Annotated in this window: 22 protein-coding genes; 7 read left to right on the top strand and 15 right to left on the bottom strand. The window is 63.9% G+C overall.

From position 1 onward, the window contains the following. Positions 1 to 51 precede the first annotated feature (51 nt). On the top strand, positions 52 to 1,212 hold the full coding sequence (locus NKI54_RS10380) for an AI-2E family transporter (RefSeq protein WP_023676958.1): 1,161 nt from the start codon (positions 52 to 54) through the stop codon (positions 1,210 to 1,212). A 156-nt stretch (positions 1,213 to 1,368) separates the two neighbouring features. Beyond that, positions 1,369 to 2,370 (top strand): LLM class flavin-dependent oxidoreductase, encoded by a 1,002-nt coding sequence (locus NKI54_RS10375; RefSeq protein WP_352634785.1) that lies wholly within the window; start codon positions 1,369 to 1,371, stop codon positions 2,368 to 2,370. 156 nt (positions 2,371 to 2,526) lie between these two features. On the opposite strand, the gene NKI54_RS10370 is transcribed toward NKI54_RS10375, so the two are convergent. Then, complete coding sequence (locus NKI54_RS10370) at positions 2,527 to 3,150, bottom strand: L,D-transpeptidase (protein WP_352634783.1); 624 nt, start codon at positions 3,148 to 3,150, stop codon at positions 2,527 to 2,529. Between the two features lie 254 nt (positions 3,151 to 3,404). Continuing rightward, positions 3,405 to 4,424, bottom strand: a complete 1,020-nt coding sequence (locus tag NKI54_RS10365; protein WP_023676961.1) for a LacI family DNA-binding transcriptional regulator — start codon at positions 4,422 to 4,424, stop codon at positions 3,405 to 3,407. A gap of 217 nt (positions 4,425 to 4,641) precedes the next feature. Here NKI54_RS10365 and NKI54_RS10360 point away from each other — a divergent pair, with 217 nt between their 5' ends. From NKI54_RS10360 to NKI54_RS10350, 3 genes are read left to right on the top strand one after another with little or no spacing between them, the layout of a single operon-like run. Further along, a complete protein-coding gene (locus NKI54_RS10360; RefSeq protein WP_352691417.1) occupies positions 4,642 to 6,225 on the top strand; it encodes a sugar ABC transporter ATP-binding protein in 1,584 nt (527 codons plus the stop codon). Then, complete coding sequence (locus NKI54_RS10355) at positions 6,222 to 7,535, top strand: ABC transporter permease (RefSeq protein ID WP_023676963.1); 1,314 nt, start codon at positions 6,222 to 6,224, stop codon at positions 7,533 to 7,535. Before NKI54_RS10360 ends, NKI54_RS10355 begins: the two co-directional genes overlap by 4 nt. Beyond that, complete coding sequence (locus tag NKI54_RS10350; protein ID WP_352691416.1) at positions 7,532 to 8,497, top strand: substrate-binding domain-containing protein; 966 nt, start codon at positions 7,532 to 7,534, stop codon at positions 8,495 to 8,497. The genes NKI54_RS10355 and NKI54_RS10350 overlap by 4 nt, the downstream gene beginning before the upstream one ends. Positions 8,498 to 8,565: 68 nt before the next feature. Here the strand turns inward: NKI54_RS10350 and NKI54_RS10345 are convergent, their stop codons facing one another. From NKI54_RS10345 to NKI54_RS10320, 6 genes are read right to left on the bottom strand one after another with little or no spacing between them, the layout of a single operon-like run. Continuing rightward, a complete protein-coding gene (locus tag NKI54_RS10345; protein ID WP_023676965.1) occupies positions 8,566 to 9,027 on the bottom strand; it encodes a MarR family winged helix-turn-helix transcriptional regulator in 462 nt (153 codons plus the stop codon). Beyond that, the gene (locus tag NKI54_RS10340) at positions 9,024 to 9,608 is read right to left on the bottom strand and encodes an amino acid synthesis family protein (protein ID WP_352568537.1); all 585 of its coding nucleotides are present in this window, start codon (positions 9,606 to 9,608) and stop codon (positions 9,024 to 9,026) included. The genes NKI54_RS10345 and NKI54_RS10340 overlap by 4 nt, the downstream gene beginning before the upstream one ends. Continuing rightward, on the bottom strand, positions 9,601 to 10,476 hold the full coding sequence (locus NKI54_RS10335; RefSeq protein ID WP_352691414.1) for a UPF0280 family protein: 876 nt from the start codon (positions 10,474 to 10,476) through the stop codon (positions 9,601 to 9,603). The genes NKI54_RS10340 and NKI54_RS10335 overlap by 8 nt, the downstream gene beginning before the upstream one ends. Further along, complete coding sequence (locus tag NKI54_RS10330; RefSeq protein WP_352691412.1) at positions 10,473 to 12,017, bottom strand: 6-hydroxynicotinate reductase; 1,545 nt, start codon at positions 12,015 to 12,017, stop codon at positions 10,473 to 10,475. The genes NKI54_RS10335 and NKI54_RS10330 overlap by 4 nt, the downstream gene beginning before the upstream one ends. Then, positions 12,014 to 14,770, bottom strand: coding sequence for a molybdopterin-dependent oxidoreductase (locus NKI54_RS10325; RefSeq protein ID WP_352691411.1), 2,757 nt, complete (start codon positions 14,768 to 14,770; stop codon positions 12,014 to 12,016). The genes NKI54_RS10330 and NKI54_RS10325 overlap by 4 nt, the downstream gene beginning before the upstream one ends. Further along, positions 14,770 to 15,630, bottom strand: a complete 861-nt coding sequence (locus NKI54_RS10320; RefSeq protein ID WP_352691409.1) for an FAD binding domain-containing protein — start codon at positions 15,628 to 15,630, stop codon at positions 14,770 to 14,772. The genes NKI54_RS10325 and NKI54_RS10320 overlap by 1 nt, the downstream gene beginning before the upstream one ends. 272 nt (positions 15,631 to 15,902) lie before the next feature. Here NKI54_RS10320 and pncA point away from each other — a divergent pair, with 272 nt between their 5' ends. Both pncA and NKI54_RS10310 read left to right on the top strand, forming a co-directional pair. After that, positions 15,903 to 16,502 (top strand): bifunctional nicotinamidase/pyrazinamidase, encoded by a 600-nt coding sequence (pncA, locus tag NKI54_RS10315; protein WP_023676971.1) that lies wholly within the window; start codon positions 15,903 to 15,905, stop codon positions 16,500 to 16,502. Positions 16,503 to 16,541: 39 nt separating this feature from the next. Beyond that, positions 16,542 to 17,966 (top strand): sodium:proton antiporter, encoded by a 1,425-nt coding sequence (locus tag NKI54_RS10310; protein WP_352691407.1) that lies wholly within the window; start codon positions 16,542 to 16,544, stop codon positions 17,964 to 17,966. Here NKI54_RS10310 and NKI54_RS10305 read toward each other — a convergent pair whose 3' ends face one another. The 7 genes from NKI54_RS10305 to pncB all read right to left on the bottom strand — a co-directional run bounded on the left by NKI54_RS10305 (position 17,967) and on the right by pncB (position 25,846). Then, complete coding sequence (locus tag NKI54_RS10305; protein WP_352588616.1) at positions 17,967 to 18,686, bottom strand: ABC transporter ATP-binding protein; 720 nt, start codon at positions 18,684 to 18,686, stop codon at positions 17,967 to 17,969. After that, positions 18,679 to 19,407 carry an ABC transporter ATP-binding protein gene (locus NKI54_RS10300; protein ID WP_352588619.1) on the bottom strand — a complete coding sequence of 243 codons (729 nt, stop codon included), beginning with the start codon at positions 19,405 to 19,407 and terminating at the stop codon, positions 18,679 to 18,681. Before NKI54_RS10300 ends, NKI54_RS10305 begins: the two co-directional genes overlap by 8 nt. Next, entirely contained in the window at positions 19,404 to 20,366 is a 963-nt protein-coding gene (locus tag NKI54_RS10295; protein WP_352588621.1) for a branched-chain amino acid ABC transporter permease, read from the bottom strand. The genes NKI54_RS10300 and NKI54_RS10295 overlap by 4 nt, the downstream gene beginning before the upstream one ends. Further along, entirely contained in the window at positions 20,363 to 21,244 is an 882-nt protein-coding gene (locus NKI54_RS10290) for a branched-chain amino acid ABC transporter permease (RefSeq protein WP_352449466.1), read from the bottom strand. The genes NKI54_RS10295 and NKI54_RS10290 overlap by 4 nt, the downstream gene beginning before the upstream one ends. A gap of 221 nt (positions 21,245 to 21,465) precedes the next feature. Further along, positions 21,466 to 22,770: an ABC transporter substrate-binding protein gene (locus NKI54_RS10285; RefSeq protein WP_352455933.1), complete on the bottom strand. Its 1,305-nt coding sequence runs from the start codon at positions 22,768 to 22,770 to the stop codon at positions 21,466 to 21,468. 162 nt (positions 22,771 to 22,932) lie between these two features. Then, a complete protein-coding gene (locus NKI54_RS10280; RefSeq protein ID WP_352691404.1) occupies positions 22,933 to 24,372 on the bottom strand; it encodes a hypothetical protein in 1,440 nt (479 codons plus the stop codon). 169 nt (positions 24,373 to 24,541) lie between these two features. Beyond that, entirely contained in the window at positions 24,542 to 25,846 is a 1,305-nt protein-coding gene (pncB, locus tag NKI54_RS10275; protein WP_254815847.1) for a nicotinate phosphoribosyltransferase, read from the bottom strand. Positions 25,847 to 25,933 lie beyond the last annotated feature (87 nt).

The raw sequence follows: 25,933 nt of genomic DNA, 5'->3' as shown, positions 1-25,933 counted from the left end.
GCGTTTTCGCCAACGGTCTGCACCAATCGCGGTGTGCCGCCGAGGGTCAGAATGAAAGCCGAACCCGACGCTTCGGGCGCAAGCGCTGCCGAAAGCCCGGATCCGCGCGTCGAGGCGCGGGCGGATGCGCATCTGATGCGTTCGCTGCTCGTCGGCATCTTCATCCTCATGGCGATCTACGCGCTTTACTTCGCCCGCGCCTTCTTCATGCCGGTCATTCTGGCTTTCCTGCTGGCGCTGACGCTGACGCCGATCGTTCGCTTCCTGCGCAAGCATGGCATGCCCGATGTCATTTCAGCGACACTGTTGGTGCTGCTTTCGTTCTGCCTCGTCGCCGTCGCGGGATATCTGCTCAGCGGCCCGGTCATCGACCTCATCAACAACACCTCGACGATCGGCCAGCAGCTTACCGAACGGCTGGCACAACTGCGCCGTCCGTTCGAACGGATCGTGGAGATTTCGCGCCAGATCGAGGGCCTGACACAGACATCCCAGGAGCCGGGCGTTCAGAGGGTGGCGACGGCGCCATCCGGTATTCTCTCGCAGGCCGCCGGCAATGTGCTGTCGGCCGGCGCCAGCGTTACCATCGTCTTCGTCCTGTCGCTGTTCCTGCTCGCCTCGGGCACGATGTTCTATGAAAAGATCGTCCAGTCCTTCCCCAGTCTCAGCGAAAAGAAGCGGGCGCTGCGCGTCGTCTACGACGTAGAACGTGAAATCTCGCATTATCTGCTTACTGTCACGGTCATCAATACATGTCTCGGCGTGGTCATCGGGCTCGGCCTGTGGGCGCTCGGCGTGCCCAACGCGCAGGTCTGGGGCGCGGCAGCGGCTCTGCTCAATTTCCTGCCATATATCGGGGCGCTGACCACCATCACGCTGGTTACGATCATCGCGCTGATAAGCTTCGACACGATTTCCTATGCGCTGCTGGCGCCGGCCTTCGTCCTTATGTGCGATGTCGTCGAAGGCCAGTTCGTGACGCCGACGGTGGTCGGCCGCCGTCTCGAAATCAACGCAGTGGCGATCCTCATCGCCATCGCCTTCTGGTCGTGGCTGTGGGGTTTTGTCGGCGCGCTGCTGGCGGTGCCGCTGCTGGTCGTCATCAAGGTGTTCTGCGATCATTTCGACGGTCTCAGCCATGTCGGCAATTTCCTGGCGGCGCAACACACGGCAGCGATCGAGGACGAAGAGATTCCCGAGGTGAAAAAGTAGCGGCTTAAAGGGTCAAAAGCGTCCCCCCGATGGTGCAGATCACGACCTTGCATCGGTCGCACGTCCGTTGTGCCCTCAGCGCTCCATCAACATTTTGAATTTGCCGCCTCGGCAACGGCTTCCTACATCCCTTCGGCCCACAGGAAACCCGCGCCGATGACCGTTCTTTCCGTTCTCGACCTGTCGCCGATCGTCGAAGGCAGCAACGCTTCACAGTCACTCGCCAATTCGCTCGATCTCGCCCGTCATGCCGAGCGGCTGGGTTACCGGCGCTATTGGCTGGCAGAGCACCACAATATGCCGGGCATCGCCAGCGCCGCCACCTCGGTGGTCATTGCCCATGTGGCCGGCGGCACCAATACGATACGCGTCGGCGCCGGCGGCATCATGCTGCCCAATCATTCGCCGCTGGTCATCGCCGAGCAGTTCGGTACGCTTAACGCTCTGCATCCCGGCCGCATCGATCTCGGCCTCGGCCGGGCGCCCGGCACCGACATGGCCACGGCACGGGCGCTGCGCCGTAACCTCGACGCTGGCGCCGACAATTTCCCGCAGGACGTCGTCGAGCTGATGGGCTATTTCCAGCCGGCCGAAGACGGCCAACGCATCCGCGCGGTGCCCGGCGAAGGCGAAAAGGTGCCGATCTGGATTCTCGGTTCCAGCCTCTACGGCGCGCAGCTTGCCGCCATGCTCAGCCTGCCCTACGCCTTCGCCTCGCATTTTGCGCCGGCCGAGCTCGACCATGCTCTGGAGATCTACCGCTCGCGTTTCCAGCCTTCGGAGCAGCTCGACAAGCCTTATGTGATGCTCGGCCTCAACGTCTTCGCCGCTCCTTCCGATGCCGAGGCGCGGCTGTTGTTCACCTCGCTGCAGCAGGCCTTCGTCAATCTGCGCACCGGCCGGCCCGGCCGATTGCCGCCGCCGGTCGAAGGATATGAGCGCGACCTCGATCCAATGGCCAAGACCATGCTCGGCCAAGCGCTTTCCTGCGCCGTCGTCGGCTCCCCGGAAACGGTCAGGCAAGGCATCGAGGCGTTTGTGCGCCGCACAGGGGCCGACGAGCTGATGGTCACAGCGCAGATTTTCGACCATGCGGCGCGGGTGCGCTCGTTCGAGATCCTGGCCGACGCTCACAAATCGCTGTCGGAAGCTGCCTGAGAGTTGGTTCGCCACTTGCCACTGTTGCGGGCAAGGCCGGCCTTAGGCAGGGAACATCGCGAACAGGTGTGCGAAGACATAGCGAACATTTCGCGCGTTTTACGCGGAGGTTTTCGATCCGTCATGCTCGTCCGTTAGCGGGAAACGCGGCGTCCACTAAATAACGATCACCTTGGTGCCGATTGTGGCGCGGTCATAAAGATCGATGATGTCCTGGTTCATGAGGCGAATGCAGCCCGCAGACACGGCTTTGCCGATGGACCACCATTCGGGGCTACCGTGCAGGCGATATCCAGTGTCACCCTTCTCGTTGAAAAGATAAAGCGCCCGCGCACCGAGCGGGTTCACGAGTCCGCCCTCCATATGGGCCGGTATGATGCGGCCTCGCTTCTGCTCGCGTACAATCATGGCGGACGGCGCGCTCCAATCCGGCCATTCGCGCTTCCTCGCAACGTGAGCAGTGCCATGCCACTCGAAGCCCGCCTTGCCGACGCCGATGCCGTAGCGCAGTGCCTGACCGTCTCCTAACACGTAGTAGAGGAACTTCGCTCCTGTATCGACAATGATGGTGCCCGGCGCCTCTTCAGTCGCATAAGGCACTGTCTGCCGACGGAACTTTTGGTCAACCTTGTAGATCGGAACCGGCGGAACGCGAAAACCGGCGTCGGTGAGGCCGCCATAGGCCGAGGGGAAAGTCTTTAATGCGCCGCCGGTGGTGCAGCCGAAGAATGCGACCATCCCAGCAAGTACCAGCCCGATTAGGATCGATCTCACGCGCATGACTCAAGCCGGCGCCCGTGTGGGCGATCAGCCGCATCTCGTCATATTCCTAAACCGACATGCTTCGATTGCCAAGATTTTCCTGACTGTCGGCTGGCTGATTGTTGGCCACTTGGCTCGATCGGCGCCGCGTCCTTCAATTGCTCGGTTTTCGAAAGACGAACGCCCGTAGTGGCTGCGAAGGCCCGGGGTCGGCAGGACAGAGGGAGCGCTGTCCGTCCGGCATTGCAAAGTTTCTGAACAGAGCCCAAGCGCTACGCGCTGACGCTCTGCGCGATCGCACCTGGCGGACGGCATGAATTGCGGATCATCAAGCGTCCCTTGAGCGTCAGTTTGCGCGGCGGCGCATCCCTGTTTCCGGCGAGCCGGTCGAGCAGCAGATTGGCCGCCTGTTCGCCAATCGCCTGCACCGGCTGGGCGACCGTGGTCAATTGCGGCCGGAACACATCCGACCACGGAAAATCGTCGAAGCAGGCGACCGAAATATCCTCCGGACAGGACAGGCCGATATCGCGAATGGCCTTCATGGTGCCGATCACCATCGGGTTGTTGGCCGAAAAGATGGCGCTCGGCCGGTCGTGCAGCGAAAGCAGCTGCATGGTTGCGTTGTAGCCATCGACTTCGTGGAAGTTGCCGAAGCGGACGAGTTCGGTCTCGGCCGGCAGGCCGGCGGCCTGGAGGGCCTCGCGGTATCCCGCCATGCGGTCATGCATCGGCGAGATATCGAACGAGCCGGAGATGTAGCCGATGCGCCGATGGCCGAGATCGATCAGGTAAGTGATGGCGTCGAACACCGCGCGCTGATTGTCGAGAACGACGGCATCGGTGTCGACACCCTGGCAAACACGGTCGAGCAGCACGACCGGCACATTGGCGTCGTCGACAATCCGTTTGAGGATCGCGCCGTCACCGACACGCGCGACGATCAGTCCGTCGACCATGCGGTCGAGCAGCAGCCTGATCTGGTCGTCCTGCGTGTTCAGGTGCTCGTCGGTGCAGCACAGCATGACGGCGTAGCCGGCCCTGTCGAAAGCCTGCTGGATGACCGAAACGACGTCGGTAAAGAACGGATTGGTGATGTGTGGGACGGTGAGCCCGATGGTGCGTGTGGTGCCCATCTTCAGGCTGCGGGCAATGGCGTTGCGCTTGTAGCCGATGTCGCGGATCGCCTGTTCGATGCGCTGGCTGAGCTCGGGGCTGACGGTCGCGGTGCCGTTGATCAGCGCCGATACGGTGGCCACGGAAACACGCGCGGCCTCGGCCACATGAAGCATAGTCGGAGCAGTGAATTTGCGCTGCTTTTTTCGTCCTGACGCTGTCATTTTCGAAACGTTTCACCACTCCACGGTAGCAATACGTACGGAATCTTATGATTTTGCGCAAGAATTGAAATGGAACAATCTCAGGCTCCAGATATTGCCTTGACATGATCGAAACGTTTAGATTAGCGTTTGAGGTGTTCGGTGACGACGGAGGGAGGCCGTCCTTGTCATGCAGCACGGCAATTCCATCCCTGCGCAAGGCGTTATGGCGGACGGCTCGGCTGTCGTACTGAGCGCCGAGCACATCTCCAAGTCCTTCGGCGGTATCGCCGCGCTTGTCGATGTCGGCTTCGAACTGCGGCGCGGCGAGGTCCATGCGCTGATGGGCGAGAACGGCGCCGGCAAGTCGACGCTGATGAAGATCCTGTCCGGCGTCTACACGGATTATAACGGAACGGTCAGTATCGATGGCCACCCGGTGCGCTTTACCGGCGTCCGCGAAGCCGAGCGCGCCGGCATCGCCATCATCCACCAGGAGCTGAACCTCGTCCCCGAACTCAGCGTCGCCGACAACATTTTTCTCGGCCGCGAGAAGCTGATCGCCGGACTGATCGTCGACCGCAAGGCGAGCAGCCGCGCCGCCGGAACGCTCTTGCAAAGGCTCGGCATCGAGCTCGACCCGGATGCGCGCGTCGGTGCCTTGCGCGTCGGCGAACAGCAGCTGGTCGAGATCGCCAAGGCGCTGTCGATGTCGGCGCGCATTCTGATCATGGACGAGCCGACCTCGGCGCTTTCGCCGGCCGAATGCCAGCGGCTGTTCCGCATCATCCGCCAGCTCGCCGACAGCGGCGTGGCGATCGTCTACATTTCGCACCGCATCGACGAGGTTATGCATCTGGCCAGCCGCGTCACCGTGTTTCGCGATGGACGCCACGTCCTGACGCAGGCGATGGACAAGCTCGACGAAGACGCCATAATTTCGGCGATGGTCGGGCGAAACCTGCTTGCTTCCTCCCAGGAACACCGCATTCCCGGTGGCAACACCGTCCTTTCCGTAAGCGAGCTGTCGCTGTCGAAGCCCAATCGCCATGGCTGGCGCACCGTGCTCGACGGCGTCAGCTTCGATCTTGCCGCCGGAGAAATTCTCGGTATCGGCGGATTGCTGGGCTCGGGCCGTACCGAAATCCTGGAAACCATCTTCGGGTCCAGCGGCGGCCGTGCCGGCGGTGAGATCTGGCTCGATGGCGAGGCAGTAGAAATCCGTTCGCCGCGCGACGCACGCCGGCTCGGCATCGCCCTGGTCACCGAAGACCGCAAGACGCAAGGCCTGCATCTCGAGGCCTCGATCACCGACAATGTCGCACTGCCGCTGGTCGGCGCGCTGGCGCGGTTCGGCCTGCGCTCGCTGGCCGGCGAGCAAGGGCTGGCACGGGACGCCGTCAAGGCGCTCGGAATTCGCTGCGAGACCGTCGAGCAGCCGGCCGGCACGCTGTCCGGCGGCAACCAGCAGAAGGTCGTCATCGGTAAATGGCTGGCGACGAGGCCGCGGGTGCTGCTGCTCGACGAGCCGACGCGCGGCATCGATGTCGGTGCCAAGCGGGAAATCTACGATCTCATCTTCAAGCTGGCGCGAGACGGGCTGGCAATCGCCGTCATCAGCTCGGAATTGCCGGAGCTGCTGCATCTTTCCGACCGTATCCTGGTCATGGCCGACGGCCGCCAGACGGGAATCCTGTCCCGCGCGCAAGCCAGCGAGGAGGCCATCATGCGGCTTGCGGCGCCGCGACGGACGATGACGAGGCCTGCCGCATGAGCATTTTGCATATCCTGTCCCGGACGAAGCTCTATTGGGGCCTGATCGCCATCTTCCTGATCGGCGTGCTCGGCTCGCCGATCAGCTCCAAGGGCAACAACATCTTCCTGTCCTACGGCAACCTGCTCGATGTGCTGCGCCAGGTGTCGACCACCGGGCTGATTGCCACCGGCATGACTGCGGTGATCATCACCGGCGGTATCGACCTTTCCGTCGGCTCGCTGATGGCTATCTGCACGGTCGTCTGTGCCATGCTGCTGACGGTCCCCGGCGTGACGCCGGCGGTGGTGCTGGGGGTGCCGACAGTTGCCCTGGCAGCCCTTTGCCTCGGCATTCTCGTCACTCGTTTCATCCTGCTGAACATCGAAAAATCCCGCGCCGGCGCGCAGGCCACGCACGACATCAGGTTGGACAGCGTTCGCGGGCTGGTGACGCCCGGCATTGTCGGGGTGATCCTGTGCAGTCTGGTGCTGTGGTTCCTGCTGCCGCAGGTGGGCTCAAAATTCGGCGTGCTCGGCGTGCTGCTGGTGGCGCCTTGCGTCGGCCTGCTGTTCGGCGCGCTCAACGGCTTCATCATCGTCGCCGGGCGGCTGCAGCCCTTCATCGTGACGCTGGCGATGATGGTCACTGCGCTCGGCATCGCCCGGCTGACAGCCGGCCAGAACAATGCGGTGCTGCCGGTCTACACCGGCTCGAATGCCACCGCCGATTTCGAAATGCTGCGCTCTCTGGTATTCGGCGTGATCCCGATGCCGGGCCTGTTCTTCCTCGGCGCCATCCTGATCTACGGCGCCGTGCTGCGCTTCACCCCGTTCGGCCGCTATGTCTATGCGATCGGCGGCAATGAGGAGGCGGCGCGGCTGTCGGGCATCGCCGCAGGCCGCGTGAAGATCGCCACCTATGCCGTGTCAGGGCTGCTGGCCGGCATCGCGGCGGTGCTCTATGTCGCGCAGTACCGGCAAGGCAAGCCGGACGCCGGCGCCGGGCTGGAGCTCGACGCCATTGCCGCCGTGGTCATCGGCGGCACCAGCCTGATGGGCGGACGCGGCAGCCTCACCGGGACGTTCTGCGGCGTGCTGATCTTCGGGCTGCTCTCCAACATCCTGCAACTGCACAACATCAATTCGAACCTTCAGCTGGTGCTGAAGGGGATGATCATCATCGGTACCGTGCTCGTACAGGAGCGCAGTGCCGGTGATCTTCTCTTCTATCTGCGACTGCCCGGCGGGCAAGCGCACAAGGAAACGGCCGCGGCAAAGCGGCCGTCGCAAGAGACCGCGTCTCTGAATATTGGAGGAAACAAGAAATGAAACGACGTGAATTGTTGAAGCTCGCCGGGCTGACAGCGGCACTCCTGACCACGACCGCCATGCTTGCCGGCGGCACCCATGCGCAGGACAAGAAGTGGAAGATCGGCTTCTCGCAGGTGACGACCATCGAACCCTGGCGCGCCCAGTTCAACAAGGACATCCTGGCCGAAGCGGCCAAGCATCCGGAAGTCGAGCTGATCATCACCGACGGCGAGGACAAGACCGAGAAGCAGGTCGCCGATGTCGAAAACCTTATCCGTCAGGAGGTCGATGCGCTCTTGGTATCACCGAAAGAATCCGCCGGCCTGACCGGTGTCGTGCAGCAGGCGATCGATGCCAAGATCCCGGTCTTCGTGCTCGACCGCAACGTCGAAACCAACGACTACACGCAGTTCGTCGGCGGCGACAACAAGCTGATCGGCCGGGCTGCCGGTGAATATGCCGTCGAGCTGCTTGGCGGCAAGGGCAAGGCCGCCGGCAACGTCGTCGAGATCTGGGGCGGCATGGGCACCCAGCCGGCACACGACCGCCATGACGGCTTCCATGAATTCACCGATAAGGAGCCAGGCATAAAATACCTGCTCGACCAGCAGTCGGGCGACTGGAAGCAGGACCAGGCCTACAACATCATGGCGACGGCGTTGCGCAACAACGAGAAAATCGATCTTGTCTACGGCCACAATGATCCGATGGCCTATGGCGCCTATCTTGCCGCCAAGGACGTCGGACGTGAGAAGGACATCAAGTTCATCGGCATCGACGGCCTGCCCAATGAAGGCGTGCAGCTGGTCGCCAATGGCGAGCTGACGGCGACGTTCACTTATGTGACGCCGGGCGCCGAAGGGCTGCGGCAGGCGATCAAGTTCCTGAACGGGGAGAAGGTGGAAAAGACCATCACCCTGCCGACGCAGAAGATCACCAAGGAAAATGCCGCCCAGATCCTGAAGGACAACGGCCTCTGAGACGAGGCTTTCCTGCCGGGCGTTCAGCGCCCGGCAGGAACAACAACCAAACGCCGGCAGGCAGCAGATTAAGCCAGCTTGGCCAGCAGCTTCATGAAAATGGCCGCTTCCTTGGCGGAAAGCGGCGCCAGCGTTTCCTGCGTAATCTCACGGGCAAGCGGAATCAGCCGCTCGATCGCGTCGCGCCCCTCGGCGGTCAGATTGACCAGCAGGCGCCGTTTGTCGATTTCGTGTTTGCTAAGTTCGACAAAGCCACGCGCTTTCAGCCGGTCGATGACGCCCTTCACGGTGGCCGCATCCATGGCGATCAGGCTGCCAAGCTGGTTCTGCGAGGTCTCGCCGACGTCGCGCAATTTGGCCAAAGCGGCAAATTGCGGCGGCGTCAGATCGGCGATGTGTGCGGCGAAGATCGAGACATGGCGCTGATGCGCCTTGCGCAGGATGAAGCCGACCTGCTCCTGCAAGCGATAGTCGTTTTCGTCAGGCTCCTCGGCCTCGACCAGCTCGAGCAGATTGTCCTCGGCGCTCACCGCAGCCCATCCCATGCCTTAATGTCCTTGGCCGCCAGCCCACCCATGCGGTCGTGCACGCGCGGGCCGCAGGTCATGGCGAGGCAAAACAGGATCTCGTCGGGACGGGGGCCATCGCTAATGCCGATTTCCATGGCATCGAAATGGCTGCGCACATAGGCGGCGTTGATGTGGCCGAGCGGCACATCGAGCCGCGCGCCGAAGCCGCCGACCTTCTTTGCCGAGGGCACGATCGCCTTGGCGTCGCCGAGCCGTTCGCGCATGGCATAGCCGCCCGGCACATGCCACAGCGCGCCATGCTCCAGCTCGCCCGCCATGCCGACGATGGCGCCCTTGCCGTAACCGTCGATCTGTTTGACGTCGCCGCCCAATGCGGCAACAAGCCTGTCGGAGAGCAACAGCCCGAGCGGCTTCAAATCCTCCATGGCGCTCTGCAGTTCCTCGACGTAACGGCCGGCGAACGGGTTCTTGACCACGGCCATGGCCGCCGCGCGGCGCCGCGGCACCTTCGCCACCGGCCCGCCCTCGTGAAATATCTCTTCGGTCAGCACGGCGATCTTGCGGATCGGAAACTCAGGCATGAGCAATTTCCCTCTCTAAAACCTTATTGGCGAGCGCCATCGGACCTGCGATGCGTGCCTGACCGCCGAGGAAAAGCGCCGCGGCGGCAATCAGGCCGCGCCGCCGAAACTCCTCGGCAACGGTAAATCCACCTTCCAGTGCCATATCGATTTCAGCGGCGGAAAGCGGCCCCACGCCCTGCGTCACCAAACGGTCGCCGAGATCGCTGTCAGGTGCGAGATCGCGCGCCCGTACGCGCCTAACGGCCGGATGACCGGGCAGGTCGACGGCGTTGGCGATCAAGGTCGCGGCGGCATCGGCTTCAGCACCCGTTCGCGCCAGCACCGTGACCGCGTCGGCGATGCCCAGCGAAAAGGAGCGGCCGCGCCAGCCGCTTGTCGCGACACCGCGGATCCCGTCTTCGGGGCGGATCGTGAGACGATCTGCCAACCCATGACCTGTCCCGGCAATGGCAAGCGTCATCGACTGCCCGTGGCCGAGATAGATCGCGCTGTCGCCGCCATTGTTGACATAGGCGCGCTCGAGCCGGCGGCCGGCAAGCAGCGCGCCAAGCACTTCGTCGGCTACCGAGCCGGCGACGGCCGCCATCGGCGTGATGAATTGTTTCGCTAGCGGAACGACCGCCGCTTCCATGCGGCGCGCCGTCGGGCCAGCGAAAGCACGTGGCCGCGAGGCGGCCGGGCGCCGCAGTTCGGGCAACTCTTCGACCAGTTCGGGCAGGATTGTCTGGAAGCGCGCCACTGCCTGGCGATATGCGGCGCTGCATTCACTCGCCTCGCCGAATGCCTCGACGATCAGGTCGATCGGCCCATGATTGAGGTGAAGCCTCCGGCCGTCCTCGAGCCAATGCGCCTGCGGGCCGTTCATCGCCCGGCCCCGTTTGCGGCCGCGCGACGCAACTGCGCCAGCGGCGGCCAGGGATTGTCACGGGGTGCGGCCGTGCCGCGGCGCGGATTGAGATATTCGCCGCCCTTGGCCAGGATATCGTCGACGCTGCGGATTTCGCCTTCGTAGCCGCCAAGCCTGACATAATCGTCGCGGCGCATGGTGAACTCGATCGGCGCCACCAGCGCCGGCGTCGGCACATAGCCGAAGGCGCCTTCCGGGACGCGGGTGACGTCGACCATCAGCGTGATGCCGCCGCCCGGCCAGACATAGACCGGCGCGCCGCCGACCGTCACGTAGGTCGTCAAGCCCTGCACCGAGCGGGTCAGATTGACCGGGTTCTCGGTGACGCCGGCGCGCAGCGAGCCGCCGGCGCCGCCGACGAAAAGCACGGTGCAGAGCGCCGGCTCGCAATTGTCCTCGATCAGTTCGACCGACTTCCGCAGCCGCTCCGGGAACGGTTTCTGGACCGACTTCAATTCGTCGTCGAGCTCGTAATAGGCGAATTGCTCACCGGTGGTCGAGACCATCAGCAGCGACATGCCGGGGCGCGCACCCTTTTTGGCGTTCCATTCACCAAGGATCGACAGCGGGTCGGAAATGCTGGTGCCGCCCCAGCCGAGGCCGGGCTCCGACACCTTGAAATAACGGCCCGGCGTCGAACGGCGGCCGATGATCTTGATGCCGGTATCCTGCCAGCCAAGCACCTTGCCGGCCTGATGCTCGGAGACGACGCCGGTGATGTGGTCATCGACCACCACCACCTCGTCGACAAGGCCGCGCCATTGGGTCGCGAACATGCCTATGGTAGCCGAACCGCAGCCGACGCGCATGCGCTGCTCGAGCTTGCCGTCGATGACCGGCGGCTTGCCGGCTTCGACGATGACGGTGGCGCCGCCGTCGATGACGAGTTCAACCGGTTTGCGGTTGCACAGGGCGAGCATGGCGTCGCAGGTGGTGCGCCCTTCAGCCTTCGAGCCGCCGGTCAGATGATGTACGCCGCCCAGCGACAGCATCTGCGAGCCGTATTCGCCGGTCGTGACATGGCCGATCGCCTCGCCTTGGGCACGGACCGTAGCCGTTTCGGGGCCGATATGACGGTCGGTGTCGATCTTCACCTTGACGCCGCAATACGAGAAGATGCCCTCGGTGACGACGGTGACCAGATCGACGCCCTCGACCTCCTGGCTGACGATGAAGGGCGCCGGCTTGTAATCGGGATAGGTGGTGCCGGCGCCGATGGCGGTGACGAAGCGGCGGCCGGTGTTGACCAGTTCGCCGTCCCATGCCTCGCCTTCTTCGGCAAAGGGTACGATTGCGGCGCCGGTCTCGGCCGCGTGGTCGAGGATGGTCAGTGGATCCATCCGCACGATCCTGCCGCCAACATTGCCGTAGCGGTCGCAGGCGCCGGTGCGGCCATCGGCGATGTAGCACATGACTGGACAGGCATCGCAGCGGATCTTCTCGGCCACCAGCTTCTCGCCGGGATCGTGGGTCTCGAAGCGTTCGGCAAGCTCGCTCATCGGCGCGCCTCCTTGTCGAGGATGGCGGCGCGGATGCGGGTCGGCGTCGCCGGAATTTTGGTGACCAGCACACCGGTGGCGTGGCGGATGGCGTTGAGGATCGCCGGCGCCGTCGGGATCAGCACATGCTCGCCCAAACCCTTGGCGCCGAAGGGTCCTTCCGGATCCGGAACTTCTATCAGGATGGTCTCGATCGGTGGCACGTCGCCGATCGTCGGGATCAGATAATCGTGCAGGTTTTCGGTGCGGCCGGGGATGAATTCCTCCATCAGCGCCATGCCGATGCCCTGGGCGATGCCACCCTCGATCTGGCCCTCTGCCAGTAAAGGGTTGATGGCCTTGCCGACATCGTGAGCGGCGGTGATTTTTATAAGCTTCACGGTGCCGAGCCTGAGGTCGACCTCCAGTTCGGCGATCTGGGCGCCATAGCCATAGACGGCATAAGGCTTGCCCTGGCCCTTGGCATCGAGCGGCAGCGTCGGCGGGTCGTAGCTTTCCTCGGCGTGAAAGACGAAGCCGTCGGCGTCCGCCGTGAGCGAGGAAAGATCGATGCGGCGCGTCGCTTCGCCTTCCCTGATGCTCAGGCTTGTGCCGTCCAGCGCAATCGCCGCCTTTTCCGAGACATTGGCGAAACGCAAGATCTCATCGCGCAAGGCGCGGCCGGCCTTTTCGGCGGCCTTGCCGGTGACGAAGGTCTGGCGCGAGGCCGATGTCTTGCCGGCGTCGGGGGTGATCGCCGTGTCGGCGCCTTTCAGCCGCAGCTTTTCAAGCGGAAGACCCAACGCGTCGGCGCATATCTGCGCGATGACAGTGTTCGAACCTTGCCCGATATCGACCGCCCCCTGATGCAGGACGACTTCGCCCGATGCCGAGATGCCGACCTTGATGGTCGACGGATTGGGCAGCGAGGTGTTGCCGCAGCCGTACCAGCAAGAGGCGACGCCGACGCCGCGTTTTTTTTCGCTGCTGCTACGGGCGTTGAACGCATCGGCGTCAGTTAGGGCACGCCGCCAATGTGAGCGCAGGGCCTCCAGGCAGTCGGCGATGCCGACGCCCGACTCGAGCCGCTGGCCGGTGACTGTTTCGGATCCGTTCCGAAGGCAGTTCTTCAGGCGAAAGTCGAGCCGATCCATGCCGAGCTTGTCGGCTAGCTCGTCATAGAGGGTCTCCTGCATGATCGTCGCCTGCGGTACGCCGAAACCGCGAAAGGCGCCGGCAATCGGGCCATTGGTGTGGATGGCGCGGCCTTCGGCGCGATAGTTCGGCGTCGCATAGGGGCCGGAGGCGTGCACCGGCACGCGGTTGGCGACCGTCGGCCCCCAGCTGGCATAGGCGCCGGTGTTGAAATCGCCGGCGAAGACCATGCCGGTGATGCGGCCGTCGGCATCGGCGCCGATGCTCGCTCTCATCTGAGCGGGATGGCGCTTGGTGGTCGAGATCATCGATTCGGTGCGGCTATAGGCGAGCGCCGCCGGCCGGCCGGTTTTCATGGCGACGAGGCCGATGAGCGGTTGCAGCGAGACGTCGAGCTTGGAGCCGAAGCCGCCGCCGGTGGCGGTCGGCACGATGCGCACCTGTTCCGGGGCAAGGCCGAGCACTTTTGCCGTGTCGTCACGGTCCATATAGGGCGCCTGCGTGCAGGCGACGACGACCAGCGTGTCGCCGTCCATGAAGGCATAGCCGGCTTCCGGTTCGATATAGGCGTGCTCGACATAGGAAGTGTCGATGGCGCCGGAAACGACGAAAGCCGCACCGGCGAGCGCGGCTTCGGGGTCGCCACGCTCGACAAAGCCGGAGGTGAGCAGGTTCGAGGGCCGGTTTTCATGGACCAGTGGCGCGCCGCCGGCCTGCGCTTCGCCAGTTTCCAGAAAATGCGGCAACTCGGTCCAACTGACAGGAAAATCGGCAAGGTCGAGATCGAGGATAGCCTCGCGTTCGCCGGCAACCAGCGCCACCGCCTCACCGCGAAAGCGCGAAACCCCTTCGGCCAGCGCCGGCTGGTCGGCGAAGGGCGCGATGACGCCGAAACAATTCTTTCCCGGAATGTCGGCGGCGGTGAAGACGCCGGCAATGCCAGGACGGGATTTCACCCAGCTGCCGAGATCGCCAAAAGTGAAAGCGGCATGATAATGCGGCGAGCGGACCACCAGCACCGACAATGCGTCGGCCGGGAATGAATCACCGCCGAATTTTTCGCCGCCAGTGACTTTCGGAAGGCCATCGAGGCGGATCGGGGAGGAGCCGACGGCATGGCCAGAGGATGGCATGCGCTGATCGAGACCATCGGCGTGGCGCCAAGCATCCATCACCGCGGTGACGATCTTGCGGTAGCCGGTACAGCGGCAGAGCACGCCGCCAAGTGCATCCTGCGTTTCGGCCTCGCTCGGGCAAGGCGTCCTGTCCAGGAGTGCCGTTGCCGCGACCAGCAGGCCGGGCGTGCAGGCGCCGCATTGCGCTGCGCCATGGCTGAGGAACGAAGCCTGCAGCGCCGACAACCGGCCATTGGCGAGGCCTTCGACTGTCGTCACCACGGTGCCGGAGGCGGAAGCCGCGGGCATCAAGCAGGCGCAGACCGGCTCGCCGTCGACCAGCACCGTGCAGGCGCCGCAATCGCCGGCATCACAGCCGATCTTGGTGCCGGTCAGCCGCAACTCGTCGCGCAGCACCGCGGACAGCCGCCGCACCGGCGGCACACAAACGCTGACGGCGGCGCCGTTGACTTCGAAGGCGATGTCGGCGCGCTCCATGCCCATCAGGCCGCCGCCCTTTCGTCGGGAACAGCGCCCATCGCACCAAGCACGGCGCGGGCGACGATCTCGCGCGCAGCGTCCAGCCGATATTCGGCGCTGCCGCGCACGTCGCCGATCGGCGACAGCTCGTCCATCGGTGCGGATTGGATCGCAGTGGCCAGCGCGTGGCCGACGGGCCGGCCGCGTAGCGCCGCCTCGACACCCGCCAGGCGCCTGGCGACAACCGAGCAGGAACCGACGGCGACGGCCGCGTTCCTGACCATACCATCTTCGACGGCCAGGCGTGCGGCGGCCATGGCGATGGAGATGACGAGATAACGCCGCGCGCCGAGTTTCACGAAGGCGGAGCTGCCGGCGGTCGCGGGTTTGGGAATGCGGATTGCCGTGACCATTTCGCCGGGCTGCAGTGCGGTGCGACGATTGCCGAGGATGAATTCTGCAAGGGGCAGATGCCGGGTCGCCACAGCGGAACGCAGTTCGACTTCGGCATCGAGCACCAGCAGCGCCGGCACACCGTCGGCGGCCGGCGAGGCGTTGCAGAGATTGCCGGCAATCGAGGCAACGTTCTGGATCTGCACCGAGCCGACTTCCCGCGCCGCCTGCTTCAGCGCGTCGAAAGCCGCCGGCAGAGGATGGCGGACGAGATCGGTCCAGGTGGTGCGCGCGCCGACGAGCCAATGGTTTTCGGCTTCGGCAATGCCGCGCAATGCCACCAGGCCATTGATATCGAGGACATTGTCGCGGAAAGGCTTGCTGCCCTGTGCCGGATAGAAGTCGGTGCCGCCGGCGAGGATGCGCCATTGCCCTTCGCGGAGCAAAGCGAGGGCGTCGTCGACCGTGGTGGGTTTTGCGTAACGGATCACGCTTTGCCTTCCCAGAATGGGCTTCCCGAGAGGGGATCCTGCCGAAAGATTTTCCCGAGCATTCAAGGCAGGAAATTCATTCGTATGCAAATGATATCAAGCCGGCAGGAATTGTCAAAGCCAGAGTTTGCACGGCTGTTGGCACCGGTGCACCCGGAACGCATTTGTTATGCCATGAGAGGTTGACGCAGCCGGCCATCTGGTCAAGTTTCTGCGTCCGGTCGCGTTTTCATTGGAGCCTAAGCTCAAGACCAAGAAAATAAGGAGGCTCCATGGCCGACGAAGCGCTTGTCGTTATCGACCTGCAGAACGATTTCTGCCCGGGTGGCGCCCTTGAAGTGGCCGGTGGCGACGAAATCGTGCCGTTGGTCAATGACCTAATCCGGCGGACCGAGCACGTCCTGCTGACGCAGGACTGGCACCCTGCCGGCCATTCGAGCTTTGCCTCCAGCCACCCCGGCAAGCACCCGTTCGAAACGATCGACGTGCCTTATGGCCACCAGACGCTGTGGCCGGATCACTGCATCCAGGGCAGCCTGGGATCGGATTTCCATTCGGGCCTCGCCTGGAGCAAGGCCGAGCTGGTGATCCGCAAGGGGTTCCGTCCTGCGATCGACAGCTATTCCGCATTCTTCGAGAACGACCGGACGACGCCGACCGGCCTTGCCGGCTATCTCCGGGATCGGAACATCGAGACGCTGACCCTGGTCGGCCTGGCGACGGATTTCTGCGTCGCCTTTTCGGCGCTCGACGCGGTCAAGCTCGGTTTTGAGACGTCCGTGCGGCTCGACGCCTGCCGCGGCATCGATCTCAACGGCTCCGTGGAGAGGATGCTGGGCCGGATGCGCGATGCCGGCGTGACACTGATTTGAACGTCATCCAGCCGAACCTGACAGACTTTTGAGGGCTTCATGCGGTTTGCGGCCACGGCAAGTGCTGCACTTATTGCAGCAATCTTTTCTCCGAATGCGGTTCTCGCGGCCGAAGCGCACGAATTGCCGGGCGCCGCCATGTCGCTTTGGTGGGTGCTGCCGTTTGCAGGGCTATTGCTTTGCATCGCGACCGGCCCGCTGCTGTTCCATCATGCTTGGGAGCACCATTACGGCAAGATCGCTGCCTTCTGGGCAGCGTTGGTGATCGGGCCGCTGGCCATCGCCTTCGGCATCCCGTCCGCCACGCAGGCGGTGCTGCATGCGCTGCTCACCGAATACATGTCGTTCATCATCCTGCTGTTTGCGCTGTTCACGATTTCGGGCGGTATCTTCGTTGCCGGCAACATACACGGCACGCCGCTGGTCAATGCCGGGCTGTTGCTGGGAGGGGCGCTGCTTGCCTCGATCATTGGCACAACCGGCGCCTCGATGATCCTGATCCGGCCGCTCATCCGCGCCAACGACAACCGGCGCTTCAACGCCCATGTCGTCATCTTTTTCATCTTCCTGGTGTCCAACATCGGCGGGTCGCTAACGCCGCTGGGCGATCCGCCGCTGTTCGTCGGCTTTCTGCGCGGCGTCGATTTCTTCTGGACGACAGTTCACCTGCTGCCCGAGACGCTGTTCGTCGCCGGCGTGGTGCTGACTGTTTTCCTGGCGATCGACATCATCATGCATCGCCGGGAGGAAGGCGCGCCGAAGATCAAGGATCCGACGCCCGACAGCAAGGTGCGCATTCGCGGCCTGGCCAACATCCCGCTGCTGGCCGGCGTAATCGCCGCGATCCTGATTTCCGCTGCCTGGAAGCCGGGAGTGAGTTTCTCTTTTCAGGGCGTCAGCCTCGAGCTGCAGAATCTGGTGCGCGACGCCGCCATCCTGATACTGGCCTTCACTTCGCTTGTCGTCTCGCCGAAGGAGTTTCGCGGCGCAAACGCCTTCAGCTGGGGGCCGATTGCCGAGGTGGCGAAGCTGTTCGCCAGCATCTTCATCTGCATCGTGCCGGTTGTCGCCATATTGCGGGCCGGGCTCGACGGCGCGCTGGCGCCGTTGGTGCTGCTCGTCAGTTCGCCGACCGGCGCGCCGGACAACCTTGCCTATTTCTGGCTGACCGGAGCGCTGTCGTCCTTCCTCGACAATGCGCCGACCTATCTGGTGTTCTTCGAGCTGGCTGGCGGCGATGCGCAGCATCTGATGACCGAGCTCGCCTCGACGCTGGCGGCGATCTCGGCAGGCGCGGTGTTCATGGGCGCCAACACCTATGTCGGCAATGCGCCGAATTTCATGGTCTATGCCATTGCCAGGCATCGCGGCATCAAGATGCCGAGCTTCTTTGGCTATATGGCATGGTCGGGCGCGGTGCTGATCCCGACATTCCTGCTTGCCGGCTTGCTGTTCTTTGCCTGATCATCCGACGCCGACATAGCGGCGGACCGCGGAGGGATCGGAACGCAGTTCCTCGACATCGACCGTCTCGCGGTTGCGGCCGTTTTCGATGAAGCAAACGCGGTCTGCGACCGAGAGCACGGCATCGACGCGCTGCTCGACAAGAATTGTCGACACGCCAAGCGCACGCAGCTTCGACACCGTTTCGCGGATCTTGGCGATCATCGATGGCATCAGCCCTTCGGTCGGCTCGTCGAGCAGAAGCACCTGTGGTTCCAGGCACAGGGCGCGGGCCATGGCCAGCATCTGCTGCTCGCCGCCGGATAGCGTGCCGGAACGCTGCCTGAGGCGCTGGCGCAGCAGCGGGAAAAGATCGAGCACGTTTTCGCGCGTCGCCTTGCCCTTGTTGCGGGCCATCAGGCCGATCTCGATGTTTTCACCCACCGTCATCTCGGCGAACAGCCGCCGGCCCTGCGGCACGTAGGCGACGCCGGCCTTGGGCACCTCGTGCGCCGGCAAGCCGGTCAATTCCCGCCCTTCGAGCCTGATCGAGCCGGCGGCTGCCGGCACCAGGCCCATGATCGCCTTCAGCGTCGTCGTCTTGCCGGCGCCGTTGCGGCCGAACAGGCAAAGCACCTCGCCCTCGTTCAGAACCAGATCCAGCCCATAGAGCACCTGGACCTCGCCATAGAAGCAATCGAGCCCGGAAACGGTCAGTGCCTTGGACTGGACCTCAGTCATGGGTGGTCCCCAGATAAGCGTCCTGCACCGCGGCATTGGCGCGGATCTGCTCGGGCGTGCCTTCAGCCAAAATCCTGCCGGCGTTGAAGACGGTGATGCGGTCGGCGAGCCGCATGACCACCGGCATGTTGTGCTCGATCAAAAGCACGGTGGCGCTATCGGCGATCTCGCGCACCAGCTCGATGAAATTGTCGATCTCGCTGTCGGCCAGCCCTTGCGTCGGTTCGTCGAGGATCAGCAGCCGCGGCTTCAGTGCCAGTCCCATCGCCACTTCCAGCAACCGCTGGTGACCGTAGGACAATTGCCCGGCCGGCATTTGCGCGCGGTCGGCAAGGCCGGTACGCTCGAGCGCGGCCATGACGCCGGTGTGAACCGCGCCCTTCGAGCGGCCGTCGGTCAGCGTGCGCTGCACCGGCAGGGCAACATTGTCGTAGGCGCTGAGATTGGCAAAGACGCTGGTGATCTGGAACGTATAGGCGATGCCAAGGCGAACCCTGGCGTAGGCAGGCAGGCTGGTGATATCGGCGCCGTCAAAGATGATCGTGCCCGACGAGGACTGGATGCGGCCGCTGACCAGGCTGACGAAGGTGGTCTTGCCGGCGCCGTTAGGGCCGATGATGGCGCGAATCTCGCCCGGTATCAGCGCGAAGTCGACGCCGTCGACGGCACGCAAGCCCCCGAAACTGCGCGACAGGCCTTTGGTGGTGAGCAGCGGCATCATGGCAACCACCCGAGCCAGCGCTGGCGGATGCTGCCGAGAACGCCTCTCGGGAAGAACAGCACCAGCAGGATGAGCGCTATGCCGACGATCAGCAGATAGGCCGAGGTGTAGCCGCTGGCGATGTCGATGACATAATACATGAACAGCGTGCCGATCAGCGGACCGAGCGTGGTGGCGGCGCCGCCCAGCAGCACCCAGAGCAGCGGCAGGATGGAATATTGCACCGAAGCGAAGCTCGAGCCGACATAGCCGAACAGCAGCGCATAGGCCGCGCCGGAAGCCGCGCAGATGCTGCCTGAGATGACGACGGCGGCGAGCTTGTTGGAAAATGTATCGTAGCCAAGCATTTTGGTCCGCTCTTCGTTCTCGCGGATGGCGACCAGCACGCGACCGTAGCCGGAGCGGACTATCGCCAGGCTTATGAGCAGCACGATCGAGAACAGTGCCAGCGCGCTCATATAGCGCACGGTCGGGTTGGTGAGGTCGAGTGACGTGCTGCCCAGGACAAGGACACGCATCGGCTGCGGCACGACCATGCCCTGGTCGCCACCGGTCCAGGCAGCGAAATAGAGGATGACGAGATAGAATACCTGCGCGAACATCATAGTGACGATCATGAAGGCGACGCCGAAGGTGCGCAGCGCCAGCAGCCCGATCCCCAGCGCGAGAAGCGCGCCGCAGGCAAGCCCGGCTGCGAAGGCGGCCGGCACGCTCCAGCCGAGATGGATGACGGCAAGGCCGGCACCATAGAGCCCGGCTGAAAAGAACATGGCATGGCCGAGGCTAAGCAGCCCGACATAGCCGAACAGCAGATTGTAGCCCATGGCGAAGACCGCCAGCACCATGATGCGGGCGAGCAGGCCGTGATGGTATTCCGGCAGGACGAAGCTAAGCCCGCAAAGCAGGGCGATGGCGCCGAGGTGCAGCGCATATGGCTTTGCCGGCGAAGCATCCTTCATCGCGATGTCGTCCCGAACAGGCCCTGCGGCCGGAACACCAGCACCATGGCGACGAGCAAGGTGGCGATGATCTTGGCCAGCGTCGGTGAGAAGAACACCGAGATGATGCCGTCGGAAAGGCCGATCAGCACCGCGGCGACGACCGTGCCGCGCAGCGAGCCGAGGCCGCCGATGATGACGACGATGAACGACAGCAACAGCGGGTCCTGCCCCATCAGATAGTGGGCCTGGCTGATCGGCACGATCAGCACCGCGGCGACAGCAGCCAGCATGGCGCCGAGCGCGAAAACACCGGCATAGACTCTGGTCACCGGGATGCCGAAGGCCTGCGCCGTCTCGCTGTCATATTGCGTGGCGCGCATGACGAGGCCGATTTTCGTGCGCGTCAGCACCAGCCAGGTCGCGACCAGCAGCAGCGCCGACGCGGCGATGATCGACAGCTTGTAGCCGGAATAACCGAACCACGGCAGGAGGATGCGGTAGCTGAACGGCGGCTCCACCGGCCGCGCCTCCGGGCCGTAGAAGGTCAGTGCCAATTGCTGGATGATGTAGAGCATGCCGATAGTGGCGACGATGGTGGCTTCCGGATTGTAGTTGAGCCGGCGCAGCACCAGCCGTTCGGCGAGCAGCGCGATCAGGCCGACGATCAGCGGCGCCAGCACCAGGGCGGCCAGGAAGCCGAGCGCCGGATGGCCGGATACCGCCGTTGAGATCGCCCAGGCAAGCACCGCGCCCAGCATGAAGAACTCGCCATGCGCGACATTGACGACGCGCATGACGCCGAACACCAGCGACAGGCCAAGCGCCGTCAGCGCCAGCACGGCGGAGGTGACGAGGCCTTCGAGAGCGGCGAGGAGCAGGTGAGGTCCGAAGTGCATCGGTTACACACCCATCGCAGGTGCGAGGCGCACCCCCCTCTGTCCTGCGGACATCTCCCCCTCAAGGGGGGAGATTGGCAGTTCCCGCGAAGGCGGCCACCTACCGGCCTTTGCGATTGGCGAAAGCGCTGGTGACAGCCAATCTCCCCCCCTTGAGGGGGAGATGTCCGGCAGGACAGAGGGGGGTGGGCCGAAGCGCACTGTGCTTAATGAAACCAAGCTCACAGCGTCTGCGTCGTGTAATCCCCCTCAGGCTCATAGAGGCCGTCCTCGATCTTGGTCTTGTGGACGACATTCAGCCGGCCGCCTTCGACCTTGGAGATGTTCTGGATACCAAAGCACTGGTGGATCTTGCCGTTGAAGGTTTTCGGTCCCTGCGGATGCTCGGGCCCCTCGGCGAACTCGGTCAACGCCTCGGTCGCCTCGACCAGCTTGGCGCGGTCTTCCGGGCCCTTGTAGCCGGCATCCTCCATCGCCTTCTTGACGACGTAGAGCGTTTCCCAGCAGCCGAACATGTGCGCGGCGGTGGAGACGTCCTTGGGGTCGCCGACGGCGGCACCATTGTCATCGATGCCGACGGCGGCGCGGTAGGCCTTCTGTGCGGGGGAATCATCGGGCTGCGCGTAGCGCGGCGAGCCTTCCCAGAAATGGCTACCGTCGAGGAATTCGAGGCCGGGGCTGTTGATGTCGGTGGCTTCGAGCGAATCGATGAAGCCGAACAATTGCGGCCGATTGGAGCCGTAGAACTCGCCGAGCTCCTTGACGAAGGTGAGCACCGCCGGGCCGACCATGACGTGGTAGATCACCTCGGTCTCCGCGGGGATCTGCGGGAAATATTTGGTGAAGGAGGATTCCGTCGGCGGAATCGCGATCTGCGCAATGACCTCGGCGCCTTGCGCCTTCAGCGCCGGCGGCAGGTAGTCGCGATGGTCATAGCCGAAAGCGAAATCGGGGAAGATCTGCGTCACCTTCTTGCCGGCATTGGCGGCAATCCACGGTGCCATCGACTGGATCTGGCTCTTCACATCGGTGATGCCGGGCTGGAAGACGTAGCGGTTCAATTTGGTCGAGGCGACGTGGTGGCCTTCGCTGACAACGAAATAGGGCATCTTGGCCTCGCCGGCGGCCGGCGCCGAGCCGATGACGACATGCGAAAACAGCGTGCCGTAGACGATGTCGGTCTTGTGCTGGGAGGCGAACTTGCCGACGACTTCGGCGCCCCGGCCGGGATCGGTGCCGTCATCCTCGATGATCACGTCGACCGGCCGGCCGTTGATGCCGCCGGCTTCGTTGATCGCCTTGACGGCAGCCGCTGTGGTCTTCTCGTACCAGCGGCCATAGGCGGCGCCGATGCCGGTGCGGTGCGACTGGAAGCCGATCTTGATCGGCGCCGAGCTCTGCGCCTGGCTGTAACGCACGAAACCCGGCGCGACGGCAAGACCGGCGCCGGCGGCAAGGCCCTTCAGCGCCGTGCGGCGGGTGAGAGCGGATCTGGAGAGATCGAAAAACCCATTCTTGTCAGTCACGGCAGTTCCCCTTGTTTTTGAGCTTTGACCAATGGCTGTAGCAGGCAGGCCACTCTTGTTAAGAGGGGCGAAAATTGCATGTGTACAAACTAAATCACCAAAGCTCTGACGTGGCAAGCGAGCTTTCCCCAAGGTTCGATTGGCGGGCATCGCACACCTCGTTCATCCGGCGCTCGGCGTCGCAAGCAGCCATAGGCCGAGGACGGTGTAGGCGATCATCAGCACGGTGAGCGGGAACTGGCTGAGCGCGGCGCGAGCCGGAATGGCGTGCAGCCGCCAGGCCAAGCCATGGGCGACAAGCACAGCAAGCATGTGGCCGGCTATGATGACGCCGGCCTGGAGGTTCCACAGCCACCACGCCGAACCGGCACCGGCGACGACGCCGGCTTCAATTGACATGTCGGCGGTACCGAACAGGTTCCAGCCCAGCGCAAACGGGTCGGAGAGACCGGCAATCGCATATTGGCCGTCGACCAGCAGCGCCGTCAGATAATGCGCGAAGTGGTAGGCGAGCGCGATCGGTACGATCGACCAGACCAAAAGCCCGGCGGCGTGACCGAGCGAATGCTTGCTGCCGGCAAGGTTCTGGCCAAGAAAGACGGCGAGCGCGAACACGGCCGCAAGCACGGCAAAGCTCAGCACAAGGCCGAAGCTGCCGATGCCGATCAAAGCGGTGCGTCCCGGAAACTCCAGCGGATTGATGCCGAACCAGCCTAGCCAGAAGAAGGTTTTCGACAGGCCGTCGAAGGACACCGACGACAGCGCAAGCAGCAGGAAAGCGACGCCGCTGCGCGGTAGCGGCGCGGCACCGAGCAGCTTGGCGCCCGGCCAGCAGAGTTTTAGCCGGCCGTCTGCGCTACGTTCGACGATGGCGAAGCGCGCCACCATGGAAAAGAACACGGTCAGGAACTCACCGCGCAGGGTCCAGTCGCGGTAGCCGAAGACCTGCATGGCGGCGAAGCTCAGCAGCCAGTAGAGGCCGGCGGCCCAGGCCAGCCGCGCCGGATCGTCGGGCGCAGGGTCGATCAGCTCGAACCAGGCGAAGGCGAAGAACAGCAGGAAAGCCGGCCAATAGCCGAGCCGTTGGGGGAGCAGATACGGCTGCGTTCTGCCGGACAGGCGCGAGGCGACGCGGCATGGCCCGTACCAGGGGTTGAGCCACGACCAGAGATCGCCGCCGAGCCCCTGCAACAGAGCCAGGCCAACCCAGAGAAGCGTCCATACGGTCAGCGGCATCGGATTGGAAAGCGGATCGCGGCTGCCGAACAGGCCGGCGGCAATCAGAATTGCAAAGCCGGCAAAGGATACCAGGCTGACGGCAGTCCGCGCGCCGTCGCCGAAGGTAAAAAGCGGCAGGCGTTTGCGCCAGAAGCGGTCGAGGGAGTCCGGCGGCAGTAGCGCCAGGACAAGGAAACTGGCGGCAACCGAGAGCGCGCCACCGACGACGTAGTAGCCGGTGGGGAGGAGCAGGACGTGGCCGCGGTCGGAGGCGTGGGCGAAGGCGGGCGTGGATGGGAATGCCAAGGAAGCGACGAGGCCGGGAAAGGGCCTGATTGCAGAAATGCAGCGCTCTACGGCGCCCCCCTCTGTCCTGCCGGACATCTTCCCCTCAAGGGGGGAGATCGGCGGTTCCGCCGTCGGCTCTCCTTCTGCAACTTTAGCGATTGGCGAAAGCAGCAATGAGGGCGCAATCTCCCCCCTCGTGGGGGAGATGTCCGGCAGGACAGAGGGGGGCGCGAAGGAACTCATACTACGCAAGAGTTCCCCTACCTCACACCTTCACCAACTGCTCCACGCGGTCCTTCTGGCCGAAGATGCGCAAATAGCGCTCGATCTCTTTCTCGTCGCCTGTCGACTTGGCCGGATTGTCGGAAAGCTTGACCGCCGGCCTGCCGTTGGCTTCGGTGACCTTGCAGACCAGCGAGATGGCGTCTAGCCGGTTGGTCTCGGTCGGCGCGCAGCCCTCGAAATCGTTGGTCAGGTTGGTGCCCCAGCCGAAGGACATGCGCACCTTGCCGCGGAAGTGGCGGTAGGTTTCCTCGATGGTCTCGACCTCCAGCCCATCCGAGAAGATGAGCAGCTTCTGCTTGGGGTCCTTGCCCTTTTCGCGCCACCAGGAAATGATTTTCTCGCCGCCTTCGATCGGCGGCGCGCTGTCGGGGCGGAAGCCGGTCCAGTCGGCGACCCAGTCCGGTGCATCGCGCAGGAACGCCGCGGTGCCGAAGGTGTCCGGCAGTACGATCAGCAGGTTGCCGCCGTAGTAGCGCTGCCAGTCCTGCAGCACGTTGTAGGGCGACTGTTTCAATTCCTTTTCCGAATTGGTGAGCGCGGCGAACACCATCGGCAGTTCATGCGCATTGGTGCCGAGCGCCTCGAGATCGTTGTCCATGGCGAGCAGCACGTTGGAGGTGCCAGTGAAGGCCTCGCCGATGCCCTCCTTCAACGCTTCGACGCACCAGCGCTGCCACAGGAAAGAATGACGGCGGCGGGTGCCGAAATCCGAGATGCGGATGCCGGGCAGCGCCTTCAGCCGCTCGGTCTTGGCCCACATCTTGGCCTTGGCGCGGGCATAGAGCACGTCGAGCGCGAACGGCCCGAACGCCCGCATGGCCGCGCGAGATCGAAGTTCATTGATAATTGCCAGCGCCGGGATCTCCCACAGCGTCGTGTACATCCACGGACCGCTGAAGGCGAGTTCGTATTGACCGTCGCGCTTGGAAAGCTCGTATTCGGGCAGCCGGAAATTTTCCAGCCAGGCGAGGAATTCCGGTTCGAATATCTGCTTGCGGCCATAGAAGGTGTTGCCGCCGAGCCAGATCATCTCTTTCTTAGAGAAGCGCAAGGTGCGGGCATGGTCGAGCTGCTCGCGCAGCTCCGTCTCATCGATCTCCTCGGCAAGGCGGACCGAGGTGGTGCGGTTGATCAGCGAGAAGGTGGCGTCGACCTTGGGATACATGCCCCAGATCATCTGCAGCATCAGAAGCTTGTAGAAATCGGTGTCGAGCAAGCTGCGGACGATCGGGTCGAGCTTCCAGGTGTGATTGTAGACGCGCCGCGCTATATCGGTCTTTGCCATCGCTCAATGCGCCTTCGCTGCTCGGTCTAGCTTTTGTCTAGCGCAATTCCGGACGGAAAACCGCTGCGCACTTTTCCTGGAATTGCT

This window comes from Mesorhizobium sp. M0663 (genome assembly GCF_040320585.1).
GTDB lineage: Bacteria > Pseudomonadota > Alphaproteobacteria > Rhizobiales > Rhizobiaceae > Mesorhizobium.
Note: the sequence above shows the minus strand (reverse complement) of the source record. Positions and strands in the feature narration are given on the sequence as shown.

Excerpts from the sequence above, each read along its gene's own strand:
- NKI54_RS10380 (WP_023676958.1), top strand. The coding sequence starts at position 52 with ATGAAAGCCGAACCCGACGCTTCGGGCGCAAGCGCTGCCGAAAGCCCG.
- NKI54_RS10375 (WP_352634785.1), top strand. The coding sequence starts at position 1,369 with ATGACCGTTCTTTCCGTTCTCGACCTGTCGCCGATCGTCGAAGGCAGC.
- NKI54_RS10370 (WP_352634783.1), bottom strand. The coding sequence starts at position 3,150 with ATGCGCGTGAGATCGATCCTAATCGGGCTGGTACTTGCTGGGATGGTC.
- NKI54_RS10365 (WP_023676961.1), bottom strand. The coding sequence starts at position 4,424 with ATGCTTCATGTGGCCGAGGCCGCGCGTGTTTCCGTGGCCACCGTATCG.
- NKI54_RS10360 (WP_352691417.1), top strand. The coding sequence starts at position 4,642 with ATGCAGCACGGCAATTCCATCCCTGCGCAAGGCGTTATGGCGGACGGC.
- NKI54_RS10355 (WP_023676963.1), top strand. The coding sequence starts at position 6,222 with ATGAGCATTTTGCATATCCTGTCCCGGACGAAGCTCTATTGGGGCCTG.
- NKI54_RS10350 (WP_352691416.1), top strand. The coding sequence starts at position 7,532 with ATGAAACGACGTGAATTGTTGAAGCTCGCCGGGCTGACAGCGGCACTC.
- NKI54_RS10340 (WP_352568537.1), bottom strand. The coding sequence starts at position 9,608 with ATGCCTGAGTTTCCGATCCGCAAGATCGCCGTGCTGACCGAAGAGATA.
- NKI54_RS10335 (WP_352691414.1), bottom strand. The coding sequence starts at position 10,476 with ATGAACGGCCCGCAGGCGCATTGGCTCGAGGACGGCCGGAGGCTTCAC.
- NKI54_RS10330 (WP_352691412.1), bottom strand. The coding sequence starts at position 12,017 with ATGAGCGAGCTTGCCGAACGCTTCGAGACCCACGATCCCGGCGAGAAG.
- NKI54_RS10325 (WP_352691411.1), bottom strand. The coding sequence starts at position 14,770 with ATGGGCATGGAGCGCGCCGACATCGCCTTCGAAGTCAACGGCGCCGCC.
- pncA (WP_023676971.1), top strand. The coding sequence starts at position 15,903 with ATGGCCGACGAAGCGCTTGTCGTTATCGACCTGCAGAACGATTTCTGC.
- NKI54_RS10310 (WP_352691407.1), top strand. The coding sequence starts at position 16,542 with ATGCGGTTTGCGGCCACGGCAAGTGCTGCACTTATTGCAGCAATCTTT.
- NKI54_RS10305 (WP_352588616.1), bottom strand. The coding sequence starts at position 18,686 with ATGACTGAGGTCCAGTCCAAGGCACTGACCGTTTCCGGGCTCGATTGC.
- NKI54_RS10300 (WP_352588619.1), bottom strand. The coding sequence starts at position 19,407 with ATGATGCCGCTGCTCACCACCAAAGGCCTGTCGCGCAGTTTCGGGGGC.
- NKI54_RS10295 (WP_352588621.1), bottom strand. The coding sequence starts at position 20,366 with ATGAAGGATGCTTCGCCGGCAAAGCCATATGCGCTGCACCTCGGCGCC.
- NKI54_RS10290 (WP_352449466.1), bottom strand. The coding sequence starts at position 21,244 with ATGCACTTCGGACCTCACCTGCTCCTCGCCGCTCTCGAAGGCCTCGTC.
- NKI54_RS10280 (WP_352691404.1), bottom strand. The coding sequence starts at position 24,372 with ATGTCCGGCAGGACAGAGGGGGGCGCCGTAGAGCGCTGCATTTCTGCA.
- pncB (WP_254815847.1), bottom strand. The coding sequence starts at position 25,846 with ATGGCAAAGACCGATATAGCGCGGCGCGTCTACAATCACACCTGGAAG.